The following is a 15,210-nucleotide window of genomic DNA, read 5'->3' as shown; positions in this document are numbered from 1 at the left end:
TTGTGAGCAGGAAGGCTCGTTTAAACGGACTTCAGGTGACGCTTCCCGGTGGAATCTGATACTCACAATTGCCTGTTTATTGCTGTGAGGTGTTTGCGTGCGGTTCACCCTGTCCGTCGCCCGGTGCGTCGGCGCAGGTATGGACCGTGCGCGGGGCGCCGGGCGGTGCCGTCGGTCTCTCCTGGCCGGGTTCCCGGAGTGCGATCCGGGCCTCGGTATCACGATTTTCGTGGTTCTCGACACACTGCTGAAACTGCAGGTCAGACAGGGTATTTAGGCCCTGTTTCCCCGGGAGGTGCGGCCCTGGCGCCCACGTCCGCCGGTGGTGTGGCGGGCAGGACGGCGGCGCGTTCGACGGACAGCAGATCCTGCGCGCTGTGCTCGGCCCGGTACGCGGCGGCGCCTCCGCGGACGCCGAACAGCCGTTTGCGCCAGACCAGCCAGAGCACCGCCGCCACATTGATCGCCAGTACCAGGACCTTGAGGACGGAGACGCGCTCGGTCAGCTCGTAGATCTCCACCGGGATGAAGACGCCCGTGACCACGGCCGAGAAGTACTCGCCCCAGCGGCGCAGCAGCCACAGTCCGACGGCCTCGACGAGCTCGAGGACGCCCAGGGCGATCAGGGCCGTGCCGATCAGGGTGATGGCCGTCGGCGACAGCCGGAACGAGGACTCGATCAGCCGCACCGTCGGGGAGTCGTCGAGGTGCCAGCCGAACTGTCCGGCGATCGGCTCGAGCAGCGGCATCTCGCGGGTGACGTCGTCGCGCAGCGCATCCTGACTGTGGCGCAGCCCGATCACCACGATTCCGGCCGTGAGCAGGACGAGGAAATGGATCAGCCGGTCGAGGGCCAGCAGCCGCTGGATCACCAGATCCCGCAGCATCACCCCGCGCGCCACCGCCGGGGCCTGATCGGCCGGGCCGTGGCCGGACGGTTCGCCCGGAACGAACGAGCCGCAGCGCAGGCACCGCCAGCCGGTGCCCGCCGCGGTCTCCACGCGCAGCAGTCCGGCCAGGGCCGCCTCCGTCGGCCGGTACGTGGCATGCCCGCCGACCGCGCACCCGATCAGCTCCCAGTCCCAGCTCATGCGGTCAACGTACGCGGGCCCACCCGGTCCGGCGCGCGGCGCACCGGCCGTGGCACAGACCGCATGGGCGGCCGTCGCCCCTTGCCGCTGCGGGCCGCCGCCGATCGGTGTGGGCCGGTTGTTGCGATCGGCGGAAAGCCGGCACGGACCGGTCGGCCGACCGGGCCCGGCGGCGGGTGCCGGACGCTTAGGCTGTGGGCGGACGCCAGGGGTGGCGCGCGGAGGGGAGCGACGATGGTCACGACGCACGCGAAGGGGGCGCCCGGCGCCGAGAGCGGTGCCACCGGGCTGCGGCGCTGGTGGGCGGGGCTGACCGGCGCGCGGCCGGACCAGTTCACCTATGTGATGGCCACCGGGATCGTCTCGACCGCGATGCACAACACCGGTGCCGATCAGCTCTCGCTGATCCTGTTCTGGCTGGCCGTCGCCGGCTATGCCGGGCTGGTGGTCGGCGTACTGGCGGGCACCGGGCCGCGGGCGCTGCTCGAGCAGACCCGGACCCGGCGCTTCGGGACGCTGGCGTTCACCGCGGCCGGCGGGGTGCTCGCGGCCCGGCTGGCGGCGATGGGGCAGACGGCGTGGGCGCTGGCCCTGATCATCGTCTCGACCGTCTCCTGGGTGCTGCTCGAGTACACCGTGATCCCCGGAATCCTGCTGGGCCTCACGCGCGGCGAGACGCCGGGCCTTCAGCGGGTGGACGGCACCTGGTTCCTGTGGGTGGTCGCCACCCAGTCGATCGCGGTCTCCTCGGGCGCCTACGCGCATGAGACCGGGAACGCCGGGATGGCCACCTTCGCCACGATCTGCTGGGGCATCGGCATCCTGCAGCTGGTGATCGTCGCGGTACTGGTCGGCGCTCGGCTGCTGCTGATACCGCTGCAGCCGGACGACGAGGTGTCGCCGTACTGGGTGTTCATGGGTTCCGGGGCCATCTCGGTGCTGGCAGCCGCGGAGGTCCTGGCCACCGGAACCGAACAGGCGGTGATGTCGGAGGCCGTCGTCGGCGCGGTGGCGATGGCCGTCTGGTCGTTCGGGACCTGGCTGGTGCCGATGCTGATCCTGCTGACCGTCTGGCAGACGATGCGGCCCGGCGGGATCCGCCGCTACCGGACCGCGTTGTGGGCCATGGTGTTCCCCATCGGCATGTACGGCGAGTCCACCCGGCAGCTCGGCCACATCCGCGGCACCGGATGGCTGGTGGACGTGGGTCTGGCGGAGAGCTGGGTGGCGCTGGCGGTGTGGGCCGTCGTCGCCCTGGCCATGCTGGTGGCCTTCGCCCGCTGGGCGTCGGCGGAGCCGGTGGCCGCCGCGCCGGCGGCCGGGCCCGCGGCGGCGCCGTGACCCCGCGCACGAGCAGCCGGGTCACGGCGCGTATCGGTGCGGTTCACCAGTACGGTGGAAGCGATCACCGGCCGCGATCAGCAGGGCGGACCGGAATCCGACCTCAAGGGAGTTGATGGGCTGTGTCGACGCTGAACGCACCGATCGTGGTGGCGGTGGACGGATCGAATCTGGCGCTCGAAGGAGTCCGGTGGGCGGCGTCGGCCGCCGCCCGGGAGAACCGCGCGCTGCAGGTGGTCTCCGTCGTCGAACCCGAACCCCTGCAATACGGTTCGGCGATCGCGCTCGCCCAGGCCTACACCGACGCCTCCCGTGCCTTCGCCGAGGGCGCCCTGCAGATCGCCCGCGACCTGGTGCGGGAGGTGGCACCGGAGGTGGAGGAGTCCGGCGAGGTGCTCAGCGGCCGGCCCGCGCACGTGCTGCGCGAGGTGTCCCAGCGCGCCCACCTGCTGGTGGTGGGCCGGCGCGGACTCGGCGGTGTGGAGGGTCTGGTCCTCGGTTCGGTGAGCTCGGACCTGGCCGCCAACTCGGCGTGCCCGCTCGTCGTCGTCCCGGAAGGCGCCCGCACCGACGGTCCGGTGGTGGTGGGTGTGGACGGTTCGCCGGTCTCCACCGCGGCGATCGCCGCCGCCTTCAGCGCGGCCGCCCTGCTCGGGGTGCCGCTGGTGGCCGTGCACACCTACGACGCGCACCCGCGGTTCTCGTTCCGTGAGCACGGCGAGGACTGGGAGCAGCGCGTGGTCGACGAGGCCCGCGAATCGCTCGGCTCGCAGCTGGCGGGCGGGCAGGCCGACAACCCCGATGTGCCGGTGGAGACCGTGGTCGGCACCGGCGGCGCCGCAGGCGAGATCCTGGGTGCGGCGCGCGAGGCCCAGCTGGTGGTGGTGGGCAGCCGCGGCCGCGGCGAGCTCAGCGGTGCGCTGCTCGGCTCGACCAGCCGGTCGGTGCTGCACGGCGCCGACTGCGCGGTGATGATCGTCCGCGACTGACGTCCGGCGCTGAGGCCGTGTTCGGCGCCGTGGGACGCCCGCGGCGCCCCACGAGCCCCATTCCGCTGCGCCGTTTCGGGTTCGCGGCCTGAGCTGAGGCCGCGAACCCGAAACGAGGATGCGAACGGCGGATCGAGGCGGTACCCGTGGCCGGGCCGCTCGGGTCAGGCCTTGCGGGCCTGCCACATCCAGTGCAGCTGCTCGAGCCGGGCGGCGATGCCGATGAGCAGGTCCTCGGTGACCGGGTCGACGTCGCCGGTCGCGGTGATCCGCTCGCGGATGCCGCCGGTGACCGCGGCCAGGTTCTCGACGATCACCGAGACGGTGTCGGTGTCGCCGATCCAGCCCTCGCCGATGCCGCGGGCGCCGGTGGTCTTGGCGACGGTCGCGCTCCGGCCGTCCGGGCTCACGCCGATGGCGGTGGCCCGCTCGGCGGTGGCATCGGAGAACTCGCGGGTCACGTCGACGAGCTCGTCGAGGTCGGCGTGCACGGCGGTGAAGTTGACGCCGACGACGTTCCAGTGCGCCTGCTTGGCGATCAGGCTCAGGTCGATCAGGTCGACGAGGGTGGCCTGCAGGGCGTCGCCGGCGATCTGCCGGGCGTCGTCGTCGAGCAGGCCCTTGATGGGTGCGGTGGTGTCGGTCATGGTGACTCCTCTCCCGGCGACTGTGCTGCCGAGACCGTTCCGCCGACGCCTGGTGGGCGTGCGGTCGGACACTTCGATTTCCGGACTTTCCAGACGGCGGCGAGGGGCTGACGACGGACCGTGTGCTCCGGGCTGGGGAGCGGTGGATCCGTCCTCGCCGTCGTTGCTTCCACTCTATCAGCTAATCTGGATTGAGTCCAGATTAGTTGGGGGCAGCCGGCGACGCGAAGCTGGAGAAAGCGCGAGGCGGGAGTGGGAAAGCCCAGGATTTGGGTTCTGGGCGCGGGTTTTCTACACTAGAGCGGTTGCCTGGGTGAACTGTGCCCCCGGGAGCAACAACTTCATACCTTTTCCGGTCCCGGTGAAAAGCCAATGGAACCGGACAAGGTCGCGGCCCGAGCGATCAGCCGCAGAACCTTGCACAACTATCCACTTCGTGGAAGGCCCACCGACGGTGCGGGCGTCAGCCCGGTTCGTCGTTGTATGGGAACCGCCACGAGAAAGGTTGACGGTCAACCATGACCATGACTGACCCGATCGCAGACTTTCTGACGCGTCTGCGCAACGCCAACTCGGCGTACCACGACGAGGTGACCCTCCCGTCGTCGAAGATCAAGGTGAACATCGCCGAGATCCTCAAGCGTGAGGGCTACATCACCGACTACCAGGTCACGGACGCTGAAGTCGGCAAGAACCTCACCGTCACCCTCAAGTACGGCCAGAGCCGGGAGCGCAGCATCGCTGGTCTGCGCCGCGTCTCCAAGCCGGGTCTGCGGGTGTACGCAAAGTCCACCAACCTGCCCAAGGTCCTGGGCGGCCTCGGCGTGGCCATCATCTCCACGTCGTCCGGCCTGCTCACCGACCGTCAGGCAGCCAACCAGGGCGTGGGCGGCGAAGTCCTCGCCTACGTCTGGTAGGGGAGCGCTAAGAACATGTCGCGTATTGGTAAGAATCCCATCGCTATCCCCGCCGGAGTCGACGTGACCGTCGACGGCCAGGACGTCAAGGTGAAGGGCCCCAAGGGGGAACTGAGCCTGACCGTCACCGAGCCGATCGCGGTCGCCAAGGAAGACGGCACTATCGTCGTCACCCGGCCCAACGACGAGCGCCGCAACCGCGCTCTGCACGGCCTGAACCGTTCGCTGGTGAACAACCTCGTGGTCGGCGTGACCGAGGGCTACACCACCAAGATGGAGATCTTCGGCGTCGGCTACCGCGTGCAGGCCAAGGGCAAGGACCTCGAGTTCGCCCTCGGCTACAGCCACCCGGTGCCGATCGAGGCCCCCGAGGGCATCACCTTCGCCGTCGAGTCGCCCACCAAGTTCTCGGTGTCGGGCATCGACAAGCAGCTGGTCGGCCAGATCTCGGCCAACATCCGCCGGCTGCGGCGCCCGGACCCCTACAAGGGCAAGGGCATTCGCTACGAGGGTGAGCAGATTCGCCGCAAGGTCGGAAAGACGGGTAAGTAAGCCATGACTGATACAGCAACTCGCAAGGCCCTCGGCACGGACGTGTCGACTCGGCGTCGCACCGCGACCAACCGTCGTCATGCCCGTCTCCGCAAGAAGGTCAACGGCACCGCGGCTCGTCCGCGCCTGGCCGTCAAGCGCAGCAGCCGGCACATCCACGTGCAGGTCATCGACGATCTGACCGGCCACACCCTGGCCGCCGCCAGCTCGATCGAGGCCGACGTGCGTGCCGCCGGCGGTGACAAGTCGGCTCAGGCCGCCAAGGTCGGCGAACTCGTCGCCGCCCGCGCCAAGGCCGCCGGCATCGACACCGTGGTCTTCGACCGCGGCGGCAAGGCCTACCACGGCCGCATCGCGGCCCTGGCCGACGCCGCCCGCGAGGGAGGACTGAAGTTCTGATGATGACGATGACCAACACCATGACCATGACCGGAGGGAACCTCTGATGCCCGGACGTCAGCGTGACGGCGGAAACGGACCCGCCGGAAACAGCAACAGCAACGATCAGCGCGGGGGCCGCGGACGCGGCGACCGTCGTGACAACCGCGGAGGCCGCGACCGCGAAGAGCGGAACCAGCTCGAGCGCGTCGTCACCATCAACCGCGTCTCCAAGGTGGTCAAGGGTGGCCGCCGGTTCAGCTTCACCGCCCTCGTGGTGGTCGGCGACGGCCAGGGCATGGTCGGCGTGGGCTACGGCAAGGCCAAGGAAGTGCCGGCAGCCATTCAGAAGGGTGTCGAAGAGGCTCGCAAGAACTTCTTCCGCGTCCCGATGATCGGCGGCACCGTGACCCACCCGGTTCAGGGTGAGGCCGCGGCCGGCGTCGTCATGCTGCGCCCGGCCAGCCCGGGTACCGGTGTGATCGCCGGCGGCGCCGTGCGCGCCGTGCTCGAGTGCGCGGGCGTCAAGGACGTCCTCGCCAAGAGCCTCGGCTCGGACAACGCGATCAACGTGGTGCACGCCACCGTCGCCGCGCTCAAGTCGCTGCAGCAGCCCGAAGAGGTCGCGGCCCGCCGCGGTCTGTCGGTGGAAGAGGTCGCTCCGGCGGGCATGCTGCGTGCCCGTGCTGCGGCCGCTGCTTCCGCCACCACTGAAGGAGCATGACCATGGCTGAGCTGAAGATCACCCAGATCAAGGGCACCATCGGTACCAAGAAGAACCAGCGTGACAGCCTGCGCACCCTTGGCCTCAAGGGCATCCGGCAGACCGTCACCCGCGAGGACACGCCGATCAACCGTGGTCTGATCAACGTGGTCCGGCACCTCGTGACCGTCGAAGAGGTTAAGTAATGAGCGCTATCAAGCTGCACCATCTTCGCCCGGCTCCCGGGTCGAAGACCGAGAAGACCCGCGTGGGTCGCGGTGAGGGCTCCAAGGGCAAGACCGCCGGCCGCGGCACCAAGGGCACCAAGGCCCGCAAGAACGTGCCGGCCGGCTTCGAGGGCGGCCAGATGCCGATCCACATGCGGCTGCCGAAGCTCAAGGGCTTCAAGAACCGCAACCGGGTCGAGTACCAGGTCGTCAACGTCGGCGACATCTCCCGGCTGTTCCCGCAGGGCGGCACCATCGGCGTCGACGAGCTCGTCGCCGCCGGCGCCGTGCGCAAGAACCAGCTGGTGAAGGTGCTCGGCGACGGTGAGCTGACGGTGAAGGTCGACATCACGGCCAACAAGTTCACCGGCTCCGCCAAGGAGAAGATCACCGCCGCCGGCGGCACCGCCACCGAGCTGTGAGTCGCTACCCGGTGATCACCGCCACGCGAAAGCGATGACACACCCCGGTCAGGTGAGCCGGGCAAACGGTCGAATACCGACTGCGCGCCCGCTCACCTGACCGGCTGTGTCTGGCGGACTGTTAGAGTTTTTCCTGGTGTCTCCGGTCGGTCCGACCGCCGAGCGGCACCTCCTGATTCTTGTCGAGTAGTAGCCCGAAAGCACCGACCGGCCGACCGGCCCGAGGTGGTAGGAGGATTTAGTGCTTTCCCCCCTGGTGGCGACCTTCCGGACGCCCGACCTGAGGAAGAAGATCTTCTTCGTCCTCGGAATCCTCGTGCTGTACCGCCTGGGTGCGACCCTGCCGTCGCCCGGCGTCGACTTCCGGGAGATCAACAACTGTGTGGACGCCGCCAGCCGTGGTGACTCCGGGCAGATCTACTCACTGATCAACATGTTCTCCGGCGGCGCACTGCTGCAGCTGTCGGTATTCGCGATCGGCATCATGCCGTACATTACGGCGTCGATCATCGTGCAGCTGCTGACCGTGGTGATTCCGCGCTTCGAGCAGCTGCGCAAGGAAGGCCAGTCCGGCCAGAACAAGATGACGCAGTACACCCGCTACCTGACGGTGGCGCTGGCACTGCTCCAGTCGACCGGCATCGTGGCCCTGGCCTCCAACGGCACCCTGCTGCCCACCTCGGGCGCGGACTGTGACGCGCAGGCCATCCTGCACGACCATTCGATCCTGGCCCTGTCGATCATCGTCCTGGTGATGACCGCCGGCGCCTGCGTGGTGATGTGGATGGGCGAGCTGATCACCGAGCGCGGCATCGGCAACGGCATGTCCCTGCTGATCTTCGCCGGTATCGCCGCGCGTCTGCCCGCCGAGGGCCGCAACATCCTGCAGAGCCGCGGCGGTCTGGCCTTCGGCCTGGTCTGCGTCGCGATCCTGGTGATCCTGCTCGCGGTGGTCTTCATCGAGCAGGGGCAGCGCCGCGTCCCGGTCCAGTACGCCAAGCGCATGGTGGGCCGCAAGATGTACGGCGGCTCGTCCACCTACATCCCGATCAAGGTCAACACCGCCGGCGTCATCCCGGTCATCTTCGCCTCCTCGCTGCTCTACATCCCGCAGCTGATCCTGAGCCTGACGCAGGGCTCCGGCGAGGTCTCCGGCTGGCAGGTGTGGCTGCAGGACAACCTGATCAACCCGGCCAGCTGGTTCCACATCCTGGTCTACTTCCTGCTGATCATCTTCTTCACCTACTTCTATGTGGCCGTCACCTTCAACCCGGAGGAACGCGCCGACGACATGAAGCGCTACGGCGGCTTCATCCCCGGTATCCGTCCGGGACGGCCGACCGCCGAGTACCTCGGCTACGTGCTGAACCGCATCACCCTGCCGGGCTCGCTGTACCTGGGTCTCATCGCGATCCTGCCGAACCTGTTCATGGAGGTCGGCAGCGGCGGCGGAGAGATGGCCAACATGCCGTTCGGCGGTACGGCGCTTCTGATCATGGTGGCCGTCGGCCTCGACACCATGAAGCAGATCAACAGCCAGTTGATGCAACGCAAGTATGAAGGGTTCCTGAAGTGAGACTGGTGATTCTCGGCCCGCCCGGAGCGGGCAAGGGCACGCAAGCCGAAAAGCTGTCGGAGGCGCTGGGCATCCCCCACATCTCCACCGGCGACCTGTTCCGAGCGAACATCTCGCAGGGCACCCCGATCGGCCTCGAGGCCAAGAAGTACCTCGACGCCGGCAACCTGGTGCCGCCGGAGATCACCATCAACATGGTGCGCGAGCGGCTCGCCGAGCCGGACGCGACGGAGGGCTTCATCCTCGACGGCTTCCCGCGTTCCACGGAGCAGGCGGTGGCCCTCGAGCAGATCCTGACCGATCTGAACGCCAAGCTCGACGGCGTGCTCTCGTTCACCGTCGACGAGGACGTGGTGGTCGAGCGGATGCTCGCCCGCGGCCGCGCCGACGACACCGAGGACGTGATCCGCAACCGGATGTCGGTGTACAACGCCGAGACCGCGCCGCTGCTGGACCACTACGCCGGCACGATCACCGAGGTCGACGGCATCGGCGAGATCGACGAGGTGCACCAGCGGGTGCTCTCGGCGCTCGGCAAGGCCTAAGACCCCGTGGGTCGCTTCCGCAGGCGGAAAGTCGTACCGTTCCGCTCCGCCGGTGAACTCGACGCCATGGCGGCGGCCGGGGCCATCGTCGGGGCGGCGCTGGTCGCCTGCCGGGACGCGGCGAAGCCCGGAGTGAGCACCGCCGACCTCGACGAGATCGCCGAAACGGTGATCCGCGAGGCCGGTGCGGTGCCCTCGTTCAAGGGCTATCAGGGTTTCCCGGGCTCGATCTGCAGCTCGGTGAACGACGTGGTGGTGCACGGCATCCCGTCGCCGAGCGTGGTCCTGGCCGAGGGCGACCTGGTCTCCATCGACTGCGGCGCCATCCTCGACGGCTGGCACGGCGACTCCGCCTGGTCGTTCGGGGTCGGTGGGCTCTCGGCCGCCGACGCCGACCTGTCCGAGGCGACCCGGCTGTCGATGAACGCGGGGATCGCGGCGATGGTTCCGGGCAACCGGCTCACCGACGTCTCCGCGGCGATCGAGGCCGGCACCCACGCGGCCGAGAAGCAGTTCGGCCGGGCCTTCGGGATCGTCGACGGCTACGGCGGGCACGGTATCGGCCGCGAGATGCATCTCGACCCGTTCCTGCCGAACCAGGGCGCACCGGGCCACGGCCCCGAACTGGTGGTCGGCTCCACCCTCGCCATCGAACCCATGCTGACTCTCGGCGTCGGCGAGACCACCACGCTCGACGACGACTGGACGGTGGTCACCGACGACGGCAGCCGGGCCGCGCACTGGGAGCACACCGTCGCGGTGACCGAGGACGGTCCGCGGATCCTGACCCTGCGGCCCTGACCTCGACGACCATGAGCGCACAGCAGGCGGCGGCGCCGCACTGGCGGAGCGATCGGCGCTGGGTGTGGGCCGGCTGGCTGGCCGCTCATCTGATCCCGGTGATCTGGATCAGCATCGCCGGCACCTCCACCGGCGACGTGCAGTACTACTTCCGCGGGATGACCGGCCGGGACGCGACCGCCATGGACGAGTATCCGGAGGTGGGCACCTGGCCCACCCGGCTGGTGTCGCTGCTGACCGACGACGAGGGCGCCTTCGTCGCCGGTTTCATCGCGCTGAGCCTGATCGTCTCGGCGGTCTTCACCTACTGCCTGCTGCGCTGGGACCGCGATCCCGGGCACCGGGCCGCCTGGTTCTGGGTGGCCTTCGCCGCAGTCTCCGGCCCGATCTTCCTGACCCGGCTGGACATCTTTCCGGGCATGCTGGTGGCCGCGACCGCCGCCCTGCTGGTGAGCGATTCGCCGGCCAGATCCCGGTGGGCGCCGGTGCTGCTGGCGGTGGCCACCATGATGAAGCTGTGGCCGGGTGTGCTGGCGGCCGGACTGGTCGGCGGCTGGCGACGGGCCGGCACCTGGACGCGCATCGCGTGGTTCGTGGGCGGGCTGGTGGTGTTGGCGCTGATCGTGCTGGCGATCGGCGGCACCGACCGGCTCACCTCGCCGCTGACCTACCAGACCGACCGCGGTCTGCAGGTCGAGTCGATCCTGGCCACGCCGCTGCTGCTGGCCTACGCGATCACCGGCGACACCGAACGCTGGCATGTGCAGCTCGCGGCCTCCAAGAGCTGGGAGATCTCCGGGACGGGTGCGCAGACCCTGCAGACGGTGAGCACCGTCGGGACGGCGCTGGTGGTGCTGGCCGCGCTCGCCTGGGCGGTGGCCCGGCTGTTGCGCGACGACTGGACGCCGCTGCGATCACTGGCCTTCTTCCTCGCCGCGGTCATGGGCATCATCGTCACCAACAAGGTCTTCTCGCCGCAGTATCTGGTGTGGCTGGCGCCGGCCGTGGCGGTGGCGCTGATCGTGAGCCGGCGCCGCATCGTCTCGACCATCGCCTGGCAGACCGTGCTTGCCGCCTTCTGCACTCTGCTGGTGTATCCGGGCACCTACGGCCTGGCCGTGGACAACCCGTCCAATCTCGGCGGGGCGCTGGTGTTCACCGTCCGCAACCTGGTGGTGCTGGTGCTGGCCGTGTCCTGCCTGCGCTGGTGCCTCACCGCCGGCCGGACCGCCGACCATCCGGACGATGCCGCGGCTCGGGCCGGATCCGGCCGATCAGACGTCGAGGATCAGGGTGACCGGACCGTCGTTGACCAGGTCGACCGTCATGTGCGCGCCGAACCGGCCGGTGGCGACGACGGCGCCCGCTGACCGCAACTCGTCGACGAGCCGATCGACCAGCGGTTCGGCCACCGGACCCGGCGCGGCCGCCTGCCACGACGGGCGACGGCCCTTGCGGGTGTCGGCGTACAGGGTGAACTGACTGACCACCAGGATCGGGGCGTTCAGATCAGCGGCTCCGGCCTGACCGTCGGGGCCGTCGAGGATCCGCAGCCGCCAGAGCTTCTCGGCCAGTTTCGCGGCCTCGGCGGGGCCGTCGTCGTGGGTCACCCCGACCAGGGCCACCAGACCCTGCCGGCCGTCGGACAGCTCCAAACGGCCCACCACCTCGCCGTCGACACTGACCGACGCCGCACTGACCCGCTGCACCACTGCCCGCATGCCCGGCAGGCTACCGGGCCGCCGGTGCTACTCGGTGACCGGCCGGCCGGTGGCGGCCGGCGTGGTTCCGGGTTCGAGGCGCACGATGATCTGCTTGGACGCCGGGGTGTTGCAGCCGTCGGCCACCGCGCCGCGCGGGATGAGCGCATTGCCCTCCGGGAAGTACAGCGCCGCGCATCCCTTCTTGGTGGGATAGGAGTCCACCCGGTAGCCGCGCAGCACCCGGTCGGGCTCGCCCGGCCATTCGCTGAAGACGTCCACCGTCTGCCCGTCGGACAGGCCCAGGTCGGCCAGGTCCTCCGGGCTGACGAAGACCACGAACCGGCCGCCGCTGATCCCGCGGTAGCGGTCGTCGAGACCGTACATGGTGGTGTTGTGCTGGTCGTGGGCGCGCATCGTCTGCAGGATCAGCCGGCCGGGCGGCGCCGCGACGTGTTCGGCGGTGTGCACGGTGAAGCGGGCCCGTCCGGAGGGGGTGGGGAAGCGGCGGGCGTCGCGCGGCGGATGCGGCAGCAGGAAGCCCTTGTCGCGGTGGAGCCGCTCGTTGAAGTTCTCGAAGCCGGGGATCGTCGCCTCGATGGCATCGCGGATGCGGTCGTAGTCGGCCTCGAAGCCGGCCCAGTCGATGGTGCCGACATCGGGAACGAGGCGCTGGGCGAGCCGGCACAGTACCGACACGTCCGAGAGCAGATCCTTCGACACCGGCGGCAGTTCGCCGTGGGTCCGGTTGACGAAGCAGACGGTGTCCTCGACGCTGGTGGCCTGCCGGCCGGTGGCCTGCTCGTCGTACTCGGTGCGGCCGAGCACCGGCAGCAGCAGTGACTCGCGGCCGGTGACCACATGTGAGCGGTTGAGTTTGGTGGTCACCGAGACCGTCAGATCCACCCGGCGCATGCCGGCCTCGGCGCGGGCCGAATCGGAGATGGCCGCCACCAGATTGCCGGCCATCGAGAAGAACACCCGGATGCGGCCCTCCTCCATCGCGTTCATCGCGTTGACGCTGTCGAGGCCGTGCGCGCGCGGCGGTTCGAAACCGAAGGCGCCGGCGAGCGCGTCGAGGAAGGAGTCGGGCATCTGCTCCCAGATTCCCATCGTGCGATCGCCCTGCACGTTCGAATGCCCGCGGATCGGGGAGGCGCCGGCGCCCGGTTTGCCGATGTTGCCCTTGAGCATCAGCAGGTTCATGATCTCGGCGATGGTGCCGACGGCCTGCTTGTGCTGGGTGATGCCCAGAGCCCAGGTGACGATGGTGGCGTCGGAGTTCAGGTAACGCTCCGCGAGCTCCTCGATCTCGGCGGCTTGCAGGCCGGTCGCGGCGAGCACCTCGTCGTCGTCGATCGCCAGGATGTGGTCCCGGTAGGCCTCGAAGTTCTCGCAGTGCTCGTTGATGAAGTCCCAGTCGAGCACCTGCCCGGGCGTGACCTGTTCGGCCAGCAGCACCCGTTTGGCGACCGCCTGGATCAGGTGCATGTCGCCGCCGATCTTGATGTGCACGAACTGATCGGCCAGGGCGATGCCGTCGCCGATCAGGCCGACCGGCTTCTGCGGATTCTTGAAGCGCAGCAGGGAAGCCTCGGGCAGCGGGTTCACCGCCACCATGGCGCCGCCGCCGACCTTGGTGTCCTGGAGCGCGTTGAGCATCCGCGGATGGTTGGTACCCGGGTTCTGGCCCATCACGATGACCAGATCCGCCTCCGCGAAGTCGTCGTAGTGGATGGTGGACTTGCCGATCCCGATCGCCGGCACCATGCCGGCGCCGGTCGCCTCATGGCACATGTTGGAGCAGTCCGGCAGGTTGTTGGTGCCGTAGGCGCGGGCGAGGAGCTGGAACAGGAAGGCCGGCTCGTTGGTGATCCGCCCGCTGGTGTAGAACACCGCCTCGTCGGGGTCGTCGAGGCCGCGCAGGCGCTCGGCCACCAGATCGAGGGCCTCGTCCCAGGAGATGGGGCGGTAGTGGTCGGCGTCGGCGGGCTTGTACATCGGCTCGCCGATGCGGCCCTGCCGGCCCAGCCAGTACTCGGACTTGCCGGCCAGATCGGTGAGCGAATGCTCCTGGAAGAAGCGGCGCGGGATCACCGTCGGCGTGGACTCCCAGATCACCGACTTCATGCCGTTCTCGCAGAACTCGAGTGGTTTGGAGCGGTCCGGGTTGGCCCAGGCGCAGCTCGGGCAGTCGAAGCCGGCTTTGTGGTTGATGGAGAAGGAGACCTTGGCGGTGCGCTCGGGGTCCAGTTCTCCGAGGGCGGGCAGCATCGCCTTCTCGATGGCGGTCAGTCCCACCGCCCAGGTGGCGGGAGGACTCACTGTCAGATGTGCATCGGTGAAGTCGTCGACGGGCGGCGTATGGGTCATGCGGTCCTCGCTCGGGTGGGCTGTGAGCTGGAGGGGGGGTGAGTCCAGTCTATGAGCGACGGCCGGTCAGCGGCTGCTGATCGCCGCTTCTGTGACGACGCGCTCAGAGCGCGAGTACAGGACCGCCGTGTCACCCCGGACGAAGCCGGCCAGGGTGATGCCCAGACGTTCGGCCAGCTCGGCGGCCAGCGACGAGGGGGCGGAGACCGCCGCGAGCACCGGGACGCCCGCCATGCCGGCCTTCTGCACCAGCTCGAAGCTGCTGCGGCTGGAGACCTGCAGGACGGTGCCGTGCAGCGGCAGCCGGCCCTCGCGCAGCGCCCAGCCGATCACCTTGTCGACGGCGTTGTGCCGGCCGACGTCCTCGCGCACCACCAGCAGCTCGCCGGTGGCCGCGTCGAACAGGGCGGCCGCGTGCAGGCCGCCGGTCTTGTCGAACGCCGACTGCTCGGCCCGCAGCCGCTCGGGCAGATCCAGCAGCAGCTCCAGGTCGACGGTCACCGCGTCGTCGACGCCGGCGAAGCGCGCCGCCGCGGCGACCGCGTCGAGACTGGTGGATCCGCACACCCCGCAGGCGCTGCTGGTGGTGGTGCGCCGCACCAGGTCGGCCGACGGCGGGCGCACGTGCGGGGCGAGCGCCACGTCGAGGACGTTGTAGGTGTTCGCGGGCGGCTCGCCGGGGGCGGCGGTGACGGCGCCGGCGCAGTAGCGGGCGGTGAGGACGTCGCCGGGGGCGGAGATCACGCCCTCGGCGACCAGATATCCCAGCGCCAGGTCGACGTCGTGGCCGGGGGTGCGCATGGTGACACTGAGCACCGAGCCGTTCACCCGGATCTCCAGTGGCTCCTCGACGGCGAGTACGTCGGCCCGGGGACTCGGTGCTGCTCCCCGCCGGACGCGGACAACCGGCCGCCGGGCCGTGATGCGTCCCATGGGCGCGAGTCTATC

The 15,210-nt window shown here is 69.5% G+C and carries 17 protein-coding genes; 12 read left to right on the top strand and 5 right to left on the bottom strand.

The genetic code is table 11. From position 1 onward, the window contains the following. Positions 1-260 precede the first annotated feature (260 nt). Positions 261-1,091 carry a DUF2127 domain-containing protein gene (locus tag ACJMNC_RS07700; protein ID WP_408947355.1) on the bottom strand — a complete coding sequence of 277 codons (831 nt, stop codon included), beginning with the start codon at positions 1,089-1,091 and terminating at the stop codon, positions 261-263. A gap of 234 nt (positions 1,092-1,325) precedes the next feature. Here ACJMNC_RS07700 and ACJMNC_RS07695 point away from each other — a divergent pair, with 234 nt between their 5' ends. After that, positions 1,326-2,432 carry a tellurite resistance/C4-dicarboxylate transporter family protein gene (locus ACJMNC_RS07695; protein WP_408947354.1) on the top strand — a complete coding sequence of 369 codons (1,107 nt, stop codon included), beginning with the start codon at positions 1,326-1,328 and terminating at the stop codon, positions 2,430-2,432. A gap of 122 nt (positions 2,433-2,554) precedes the next feature. Beyond that, positions 2,555-3,421, top strand: a complete 867-nt coding sequence (locus ACJMNC_RS07690; protein WP_408947353.1) for a universal stress protein — start codon at positions 2,555-2,557, stop codon at positions 3,419-3,421. Between the two features lie 164 nt (positions 3,422-3,585). Here ACJMNC_RS07690 and ACJMNC_RS07685 read toward each other — a convergent pair whose 3' ends face one another. Continuing rightward, positions 3,586-4,068, bottom strand: a complete 483-nt coding sequence (locus tag ACJMNC_RS07685) for a Dps family protein (RefSeq protein WP_408947352.1) — start codon at positions 4,066-4,068, stop codon at positions 3,586-3,588. Positions 4,069-4,586: 518 nt separating this feature from the next. Between ACJMNC_RS07685 and rpsH the strand changes: the two genes are divergently transcribed. The 10 genes from rpsH to ACJMNC_RS07635 all read left to right on the top strand — a co-directional run bounded on the left by rpsH (position 4,587) and on the right by ACJMNC_RS07635 (position 11,559). Further along, positions 4,587-4,985: a 30S ribosomal protein S8 gene (gene rpsH / locus ACJMNC_RS07680; protein WP_408947351.1), complete on the top strand. Its 399-nt coding sequence runs from the start codon at positions 4,587-4,589 to the stop codon at positions 4,983-4,985. Positions 4,986-5,000: 15 nt separating this feature from the next. Continuing rightward, on the top strand, positions 5,001-5,537 hold the full coding sequence (gene rplF, locus ACJMNC_RS07675; RefSeq protein ID WP_408947350.1) for a 50S ribosomal protein L6: 537 nt from the start codon (positions 5,001-5,003) through the stop codon (positions 5,535-5,537). Positions 5,538-5,540: 3 nt separating this feature from the next. Further along, positions 5,541-5,936 (top strand): 50S ribosomal protein L18, encoded by a 396-nt coding sequence (gene rplR, locus ACJMNC_RS07670; protein ID WP_408947349.1) that lies wholly within the window; start codon positions 5,541-5,543, stop codon positions 5,934-5,936. A 46-nt stretch (positions 5,937-5,982) separates the two neighbouring features. Beyond that, positions 5,983-6,639 (top strand): 30S ribosomal protein S5, encoded by a 657-nt coding sequence (gene rpsE, locus ACJMNC_RS07665; RefSeq protein WP_408947348.1) that lies wholly within the window; start codon positions 5,983-5,985, stop codon positions 6,637-6,639. Between the two features lie 2 nt (positions 6,640-6,641). Continuing rightward, complete coding sequence (gene rpmD, locus ACJMNC_RS07660; RefSeq protein WP_408947347.1) at positions 6,642-6,824, top strand: 50S ribosomal protein L30; 183 nt, start codon at positions 6,642-6,644, stop codon at positions 6,822-6,824. Then, a complete protein-coding gene (gene rplO, locus ACJMNC_RS07655; protein ID WP_408947346.1) occupies positions 6,824-7,267 on the top strand; it encodes a 50S ribosomal protein L15 in 444 nt (147 codons plus the stop codon). Before rpmD ends, rplO begins: the two co-directional genes overlap by 1 nt. 241 nt (positions 7,268-7,508) lie before the next feature. Then, complete coding sequence (secY, locus tag ACJMNC_RS07650) at positions 7,509-8,843, top strand: preprotein translocase subunit SecY (RefSeq protein ID WP_408947345.1); 1,335 nt, start codon at positions 7,509-7,511, stop codon at positions 8,841-8,843. Beyond that, the gene (locus tag ACJMNC_RS07645) at positions 8,840-9,388 is read left to right on the top strand and encodes an adenylate kinase (RefSeq protein ID WP_408947344.1); all 549 of its coding nucleotides are present in this window, start codon (positions 8,840-8,842) and stop codon (positions 9,386-9,388) included. Before secY ends, ACJMNC_RS07645 begins: the two co-directional genes overlap by 4 nt. Positions 9,389-9,394: 6 nt before the next feature. Beyond that, positions 9,395-10,189, top strand: a complete 795-nt coding sequence (gene map, locus ACJMNC_RS07640; RefSeq protein ID WP_408947343.1) for a type I methionyl aminopeptidase — start codon at positions 9,395-9,397, stop codon at positions 10,187-10,189. Positions 10,190-10,200: 11 nt separating this feature from the next. Beyond that, the gene (locus ACJMNC_RS07635) at positions 10,201-11,559 is read left to right on the top strand and encodes a glycosyltransferase 87 family protein (protein WP_408947342.1); all 1,359 of its coding nucleotides are present in this window, start codon (positions 10,201-10,203) and stop codon (positions 11,557-11,559) included. Here the strand turns inward: ACJMNC_RS07635 and dtd are convergent. The 3 genes from dtd to fdhD all read right to left on the bottom strand — a co-directional run bounded on the left by dtd (position 11,464) and on the right by fdhD (position 15,195). Next, a complete protein-coding gene (dtd, locus tag ACJMNC_RS07630; protein ID WP_408947341.1) occupies positions 11,464-11,910 on the bottom strand; it encodes a D-aminoacyl-tRNA deacylase in 447 nt (148 codons plus the stop codon). The genes ACJMNC_RS07635 and dtd overlap by 96 nt on opposite strands. Positions 11,911-11,937: 27 nt before the next feature. After that, positions 11,938-14,262, bottom strand: a complete 2,325-nt coding sequence (locus ACJMNC_RS07625; protein WP_408947340.1) for an FdhF/YdeP family oxidoreductase — start codon at positions 14,260-14,262, stop codon at positions 11,938-11,940. Positions 14,263-14,328: 66 nt separating this feature from the next. Next, positions 14,329-15,195 carry a formate dehydrogenase accessory sulfurtransferase FdhD gene (gene fdhD / locus ACJMNC_RS07620; RefSeq protein ID WP_408947339.1) on the bottom strand — a complete coding sequence of 289 codons (867 nt, stop codon included), beginning with the start codon at positions 15,193-15,195 and terminating at the stop codon, positions 14,329-14,331. Positions 15,196-15,210 lie beyond the last annotated feature (15 nt).

This window comes from Gordonia sp. VNK21, assembly GCF_046098115.1.
In the GTDB taxonomy this organism is placed as follows: Bacteria; Actinomycetota; Actinomycetes; order Mycobacteriales; family Mycobacteriaceae; genus Gordonia.
Note: the sequence above shows the minus strand (reverse complement) of the source record. Positions and strands in the feature narration are given on the sequence as shown.

What these genes read in the sequence shown, in the direction of transcription:
- ACJMNC_RS07700 (WP_408947355.1), bottom strand. Translation starts at nt 1,091, where the DNA reads ATGAGCTGGGACTGGGAGCTGATCGGGTGCGCGGTCGGCGGGCATGCC.
- ACJMNC_RS07695 (WP_408947354.1), top strand. Translation starts at nt 1,326, where the DNA reads ATGGTCACGACGCACGCGAAGGGGGCGCCCGGCGCCGAGAGCGGTGCC.
- ACJMNC_RS07685 (WP_408947352.1), bottom strand. Translation starts at nt 4,068, where the DNA reads ATGACCGACACCACCGCACCCATCAAGGGCCTGCTCGACGACGACGCC.
- rpsH (WP_408947351.1), top strand. Translation starts at nt 4,587, where the DNA reads ATGACCATGACTGACCCGATCGCAGACTTTCTGACGCGTCTGCGCAAC.
- rplF (WP_408947350.1), top strand. Translation starts at nt 5,001, where the DNA reads ATGTCGCGTATTGGTAAGAATCCCATCGCTATCCCCGCCGGAGTCGAC.
- rplR (WP_408947349.1), top strand. Translation starts at nt 5,541, where the DNA reads ATGACTGATACAGCAACTCGCAAGGCCCTCGGCACGGACGTGTCGACT.
- rpsE (WP_408947348.1), top strand. Translation starts at nt 5,983, where the DNA reads ATGCCCGGACGTCAGCGTGACGGCGGAAACGGACCCGCCGGAAACAGC.
- rpmD (WP_408947347.1), top strand. Translation starts at nt 6,642, where the DNA reads ATGGCTGAGCTGAAGATCACCCAGATCAAGGGCACCATCGGTACCAAG.
- rplO (WP_408947346.1), top strand. Translation starts at nt 6,824, where the DNA reads ATGAGCGCTATCAAGCTGCACCATCTTCGCCCGGCTCCCGGGTCGAAG.
- ACJMNC_RS07635 (WP_408947342.1), top strand. Translation starts at nt 10,201, where the DNA reads ATGAGCGCACAGCAGGCGGCGGCGCCGCACTGGCGGAGCGATCGGCGC.
- dtd (WP_408947341.1), bottom strand. Translation starts at nt 11,910, where the DNA reads ATGCGGGCAGTGGTGCAGCGGGTCAGTGCGGCGTCGGTCAGTGTCGAC.
- ACJMNC_RS07625 (WP_408947340.1), bottom strand. Translation starts at nt 14,262, where the DNA reads ATGACCCATACGCCGCCCGTCGACGACTTCACCGATGCACATCTGACA.
- fdhD (WP_408947339.1), bottom strand. Translation starts at nt 15,195, where the DNA reads ATGGGACGCATCACGGCCCGGCGGCCGGTTGTCCGCGTCCGGCGGGGA.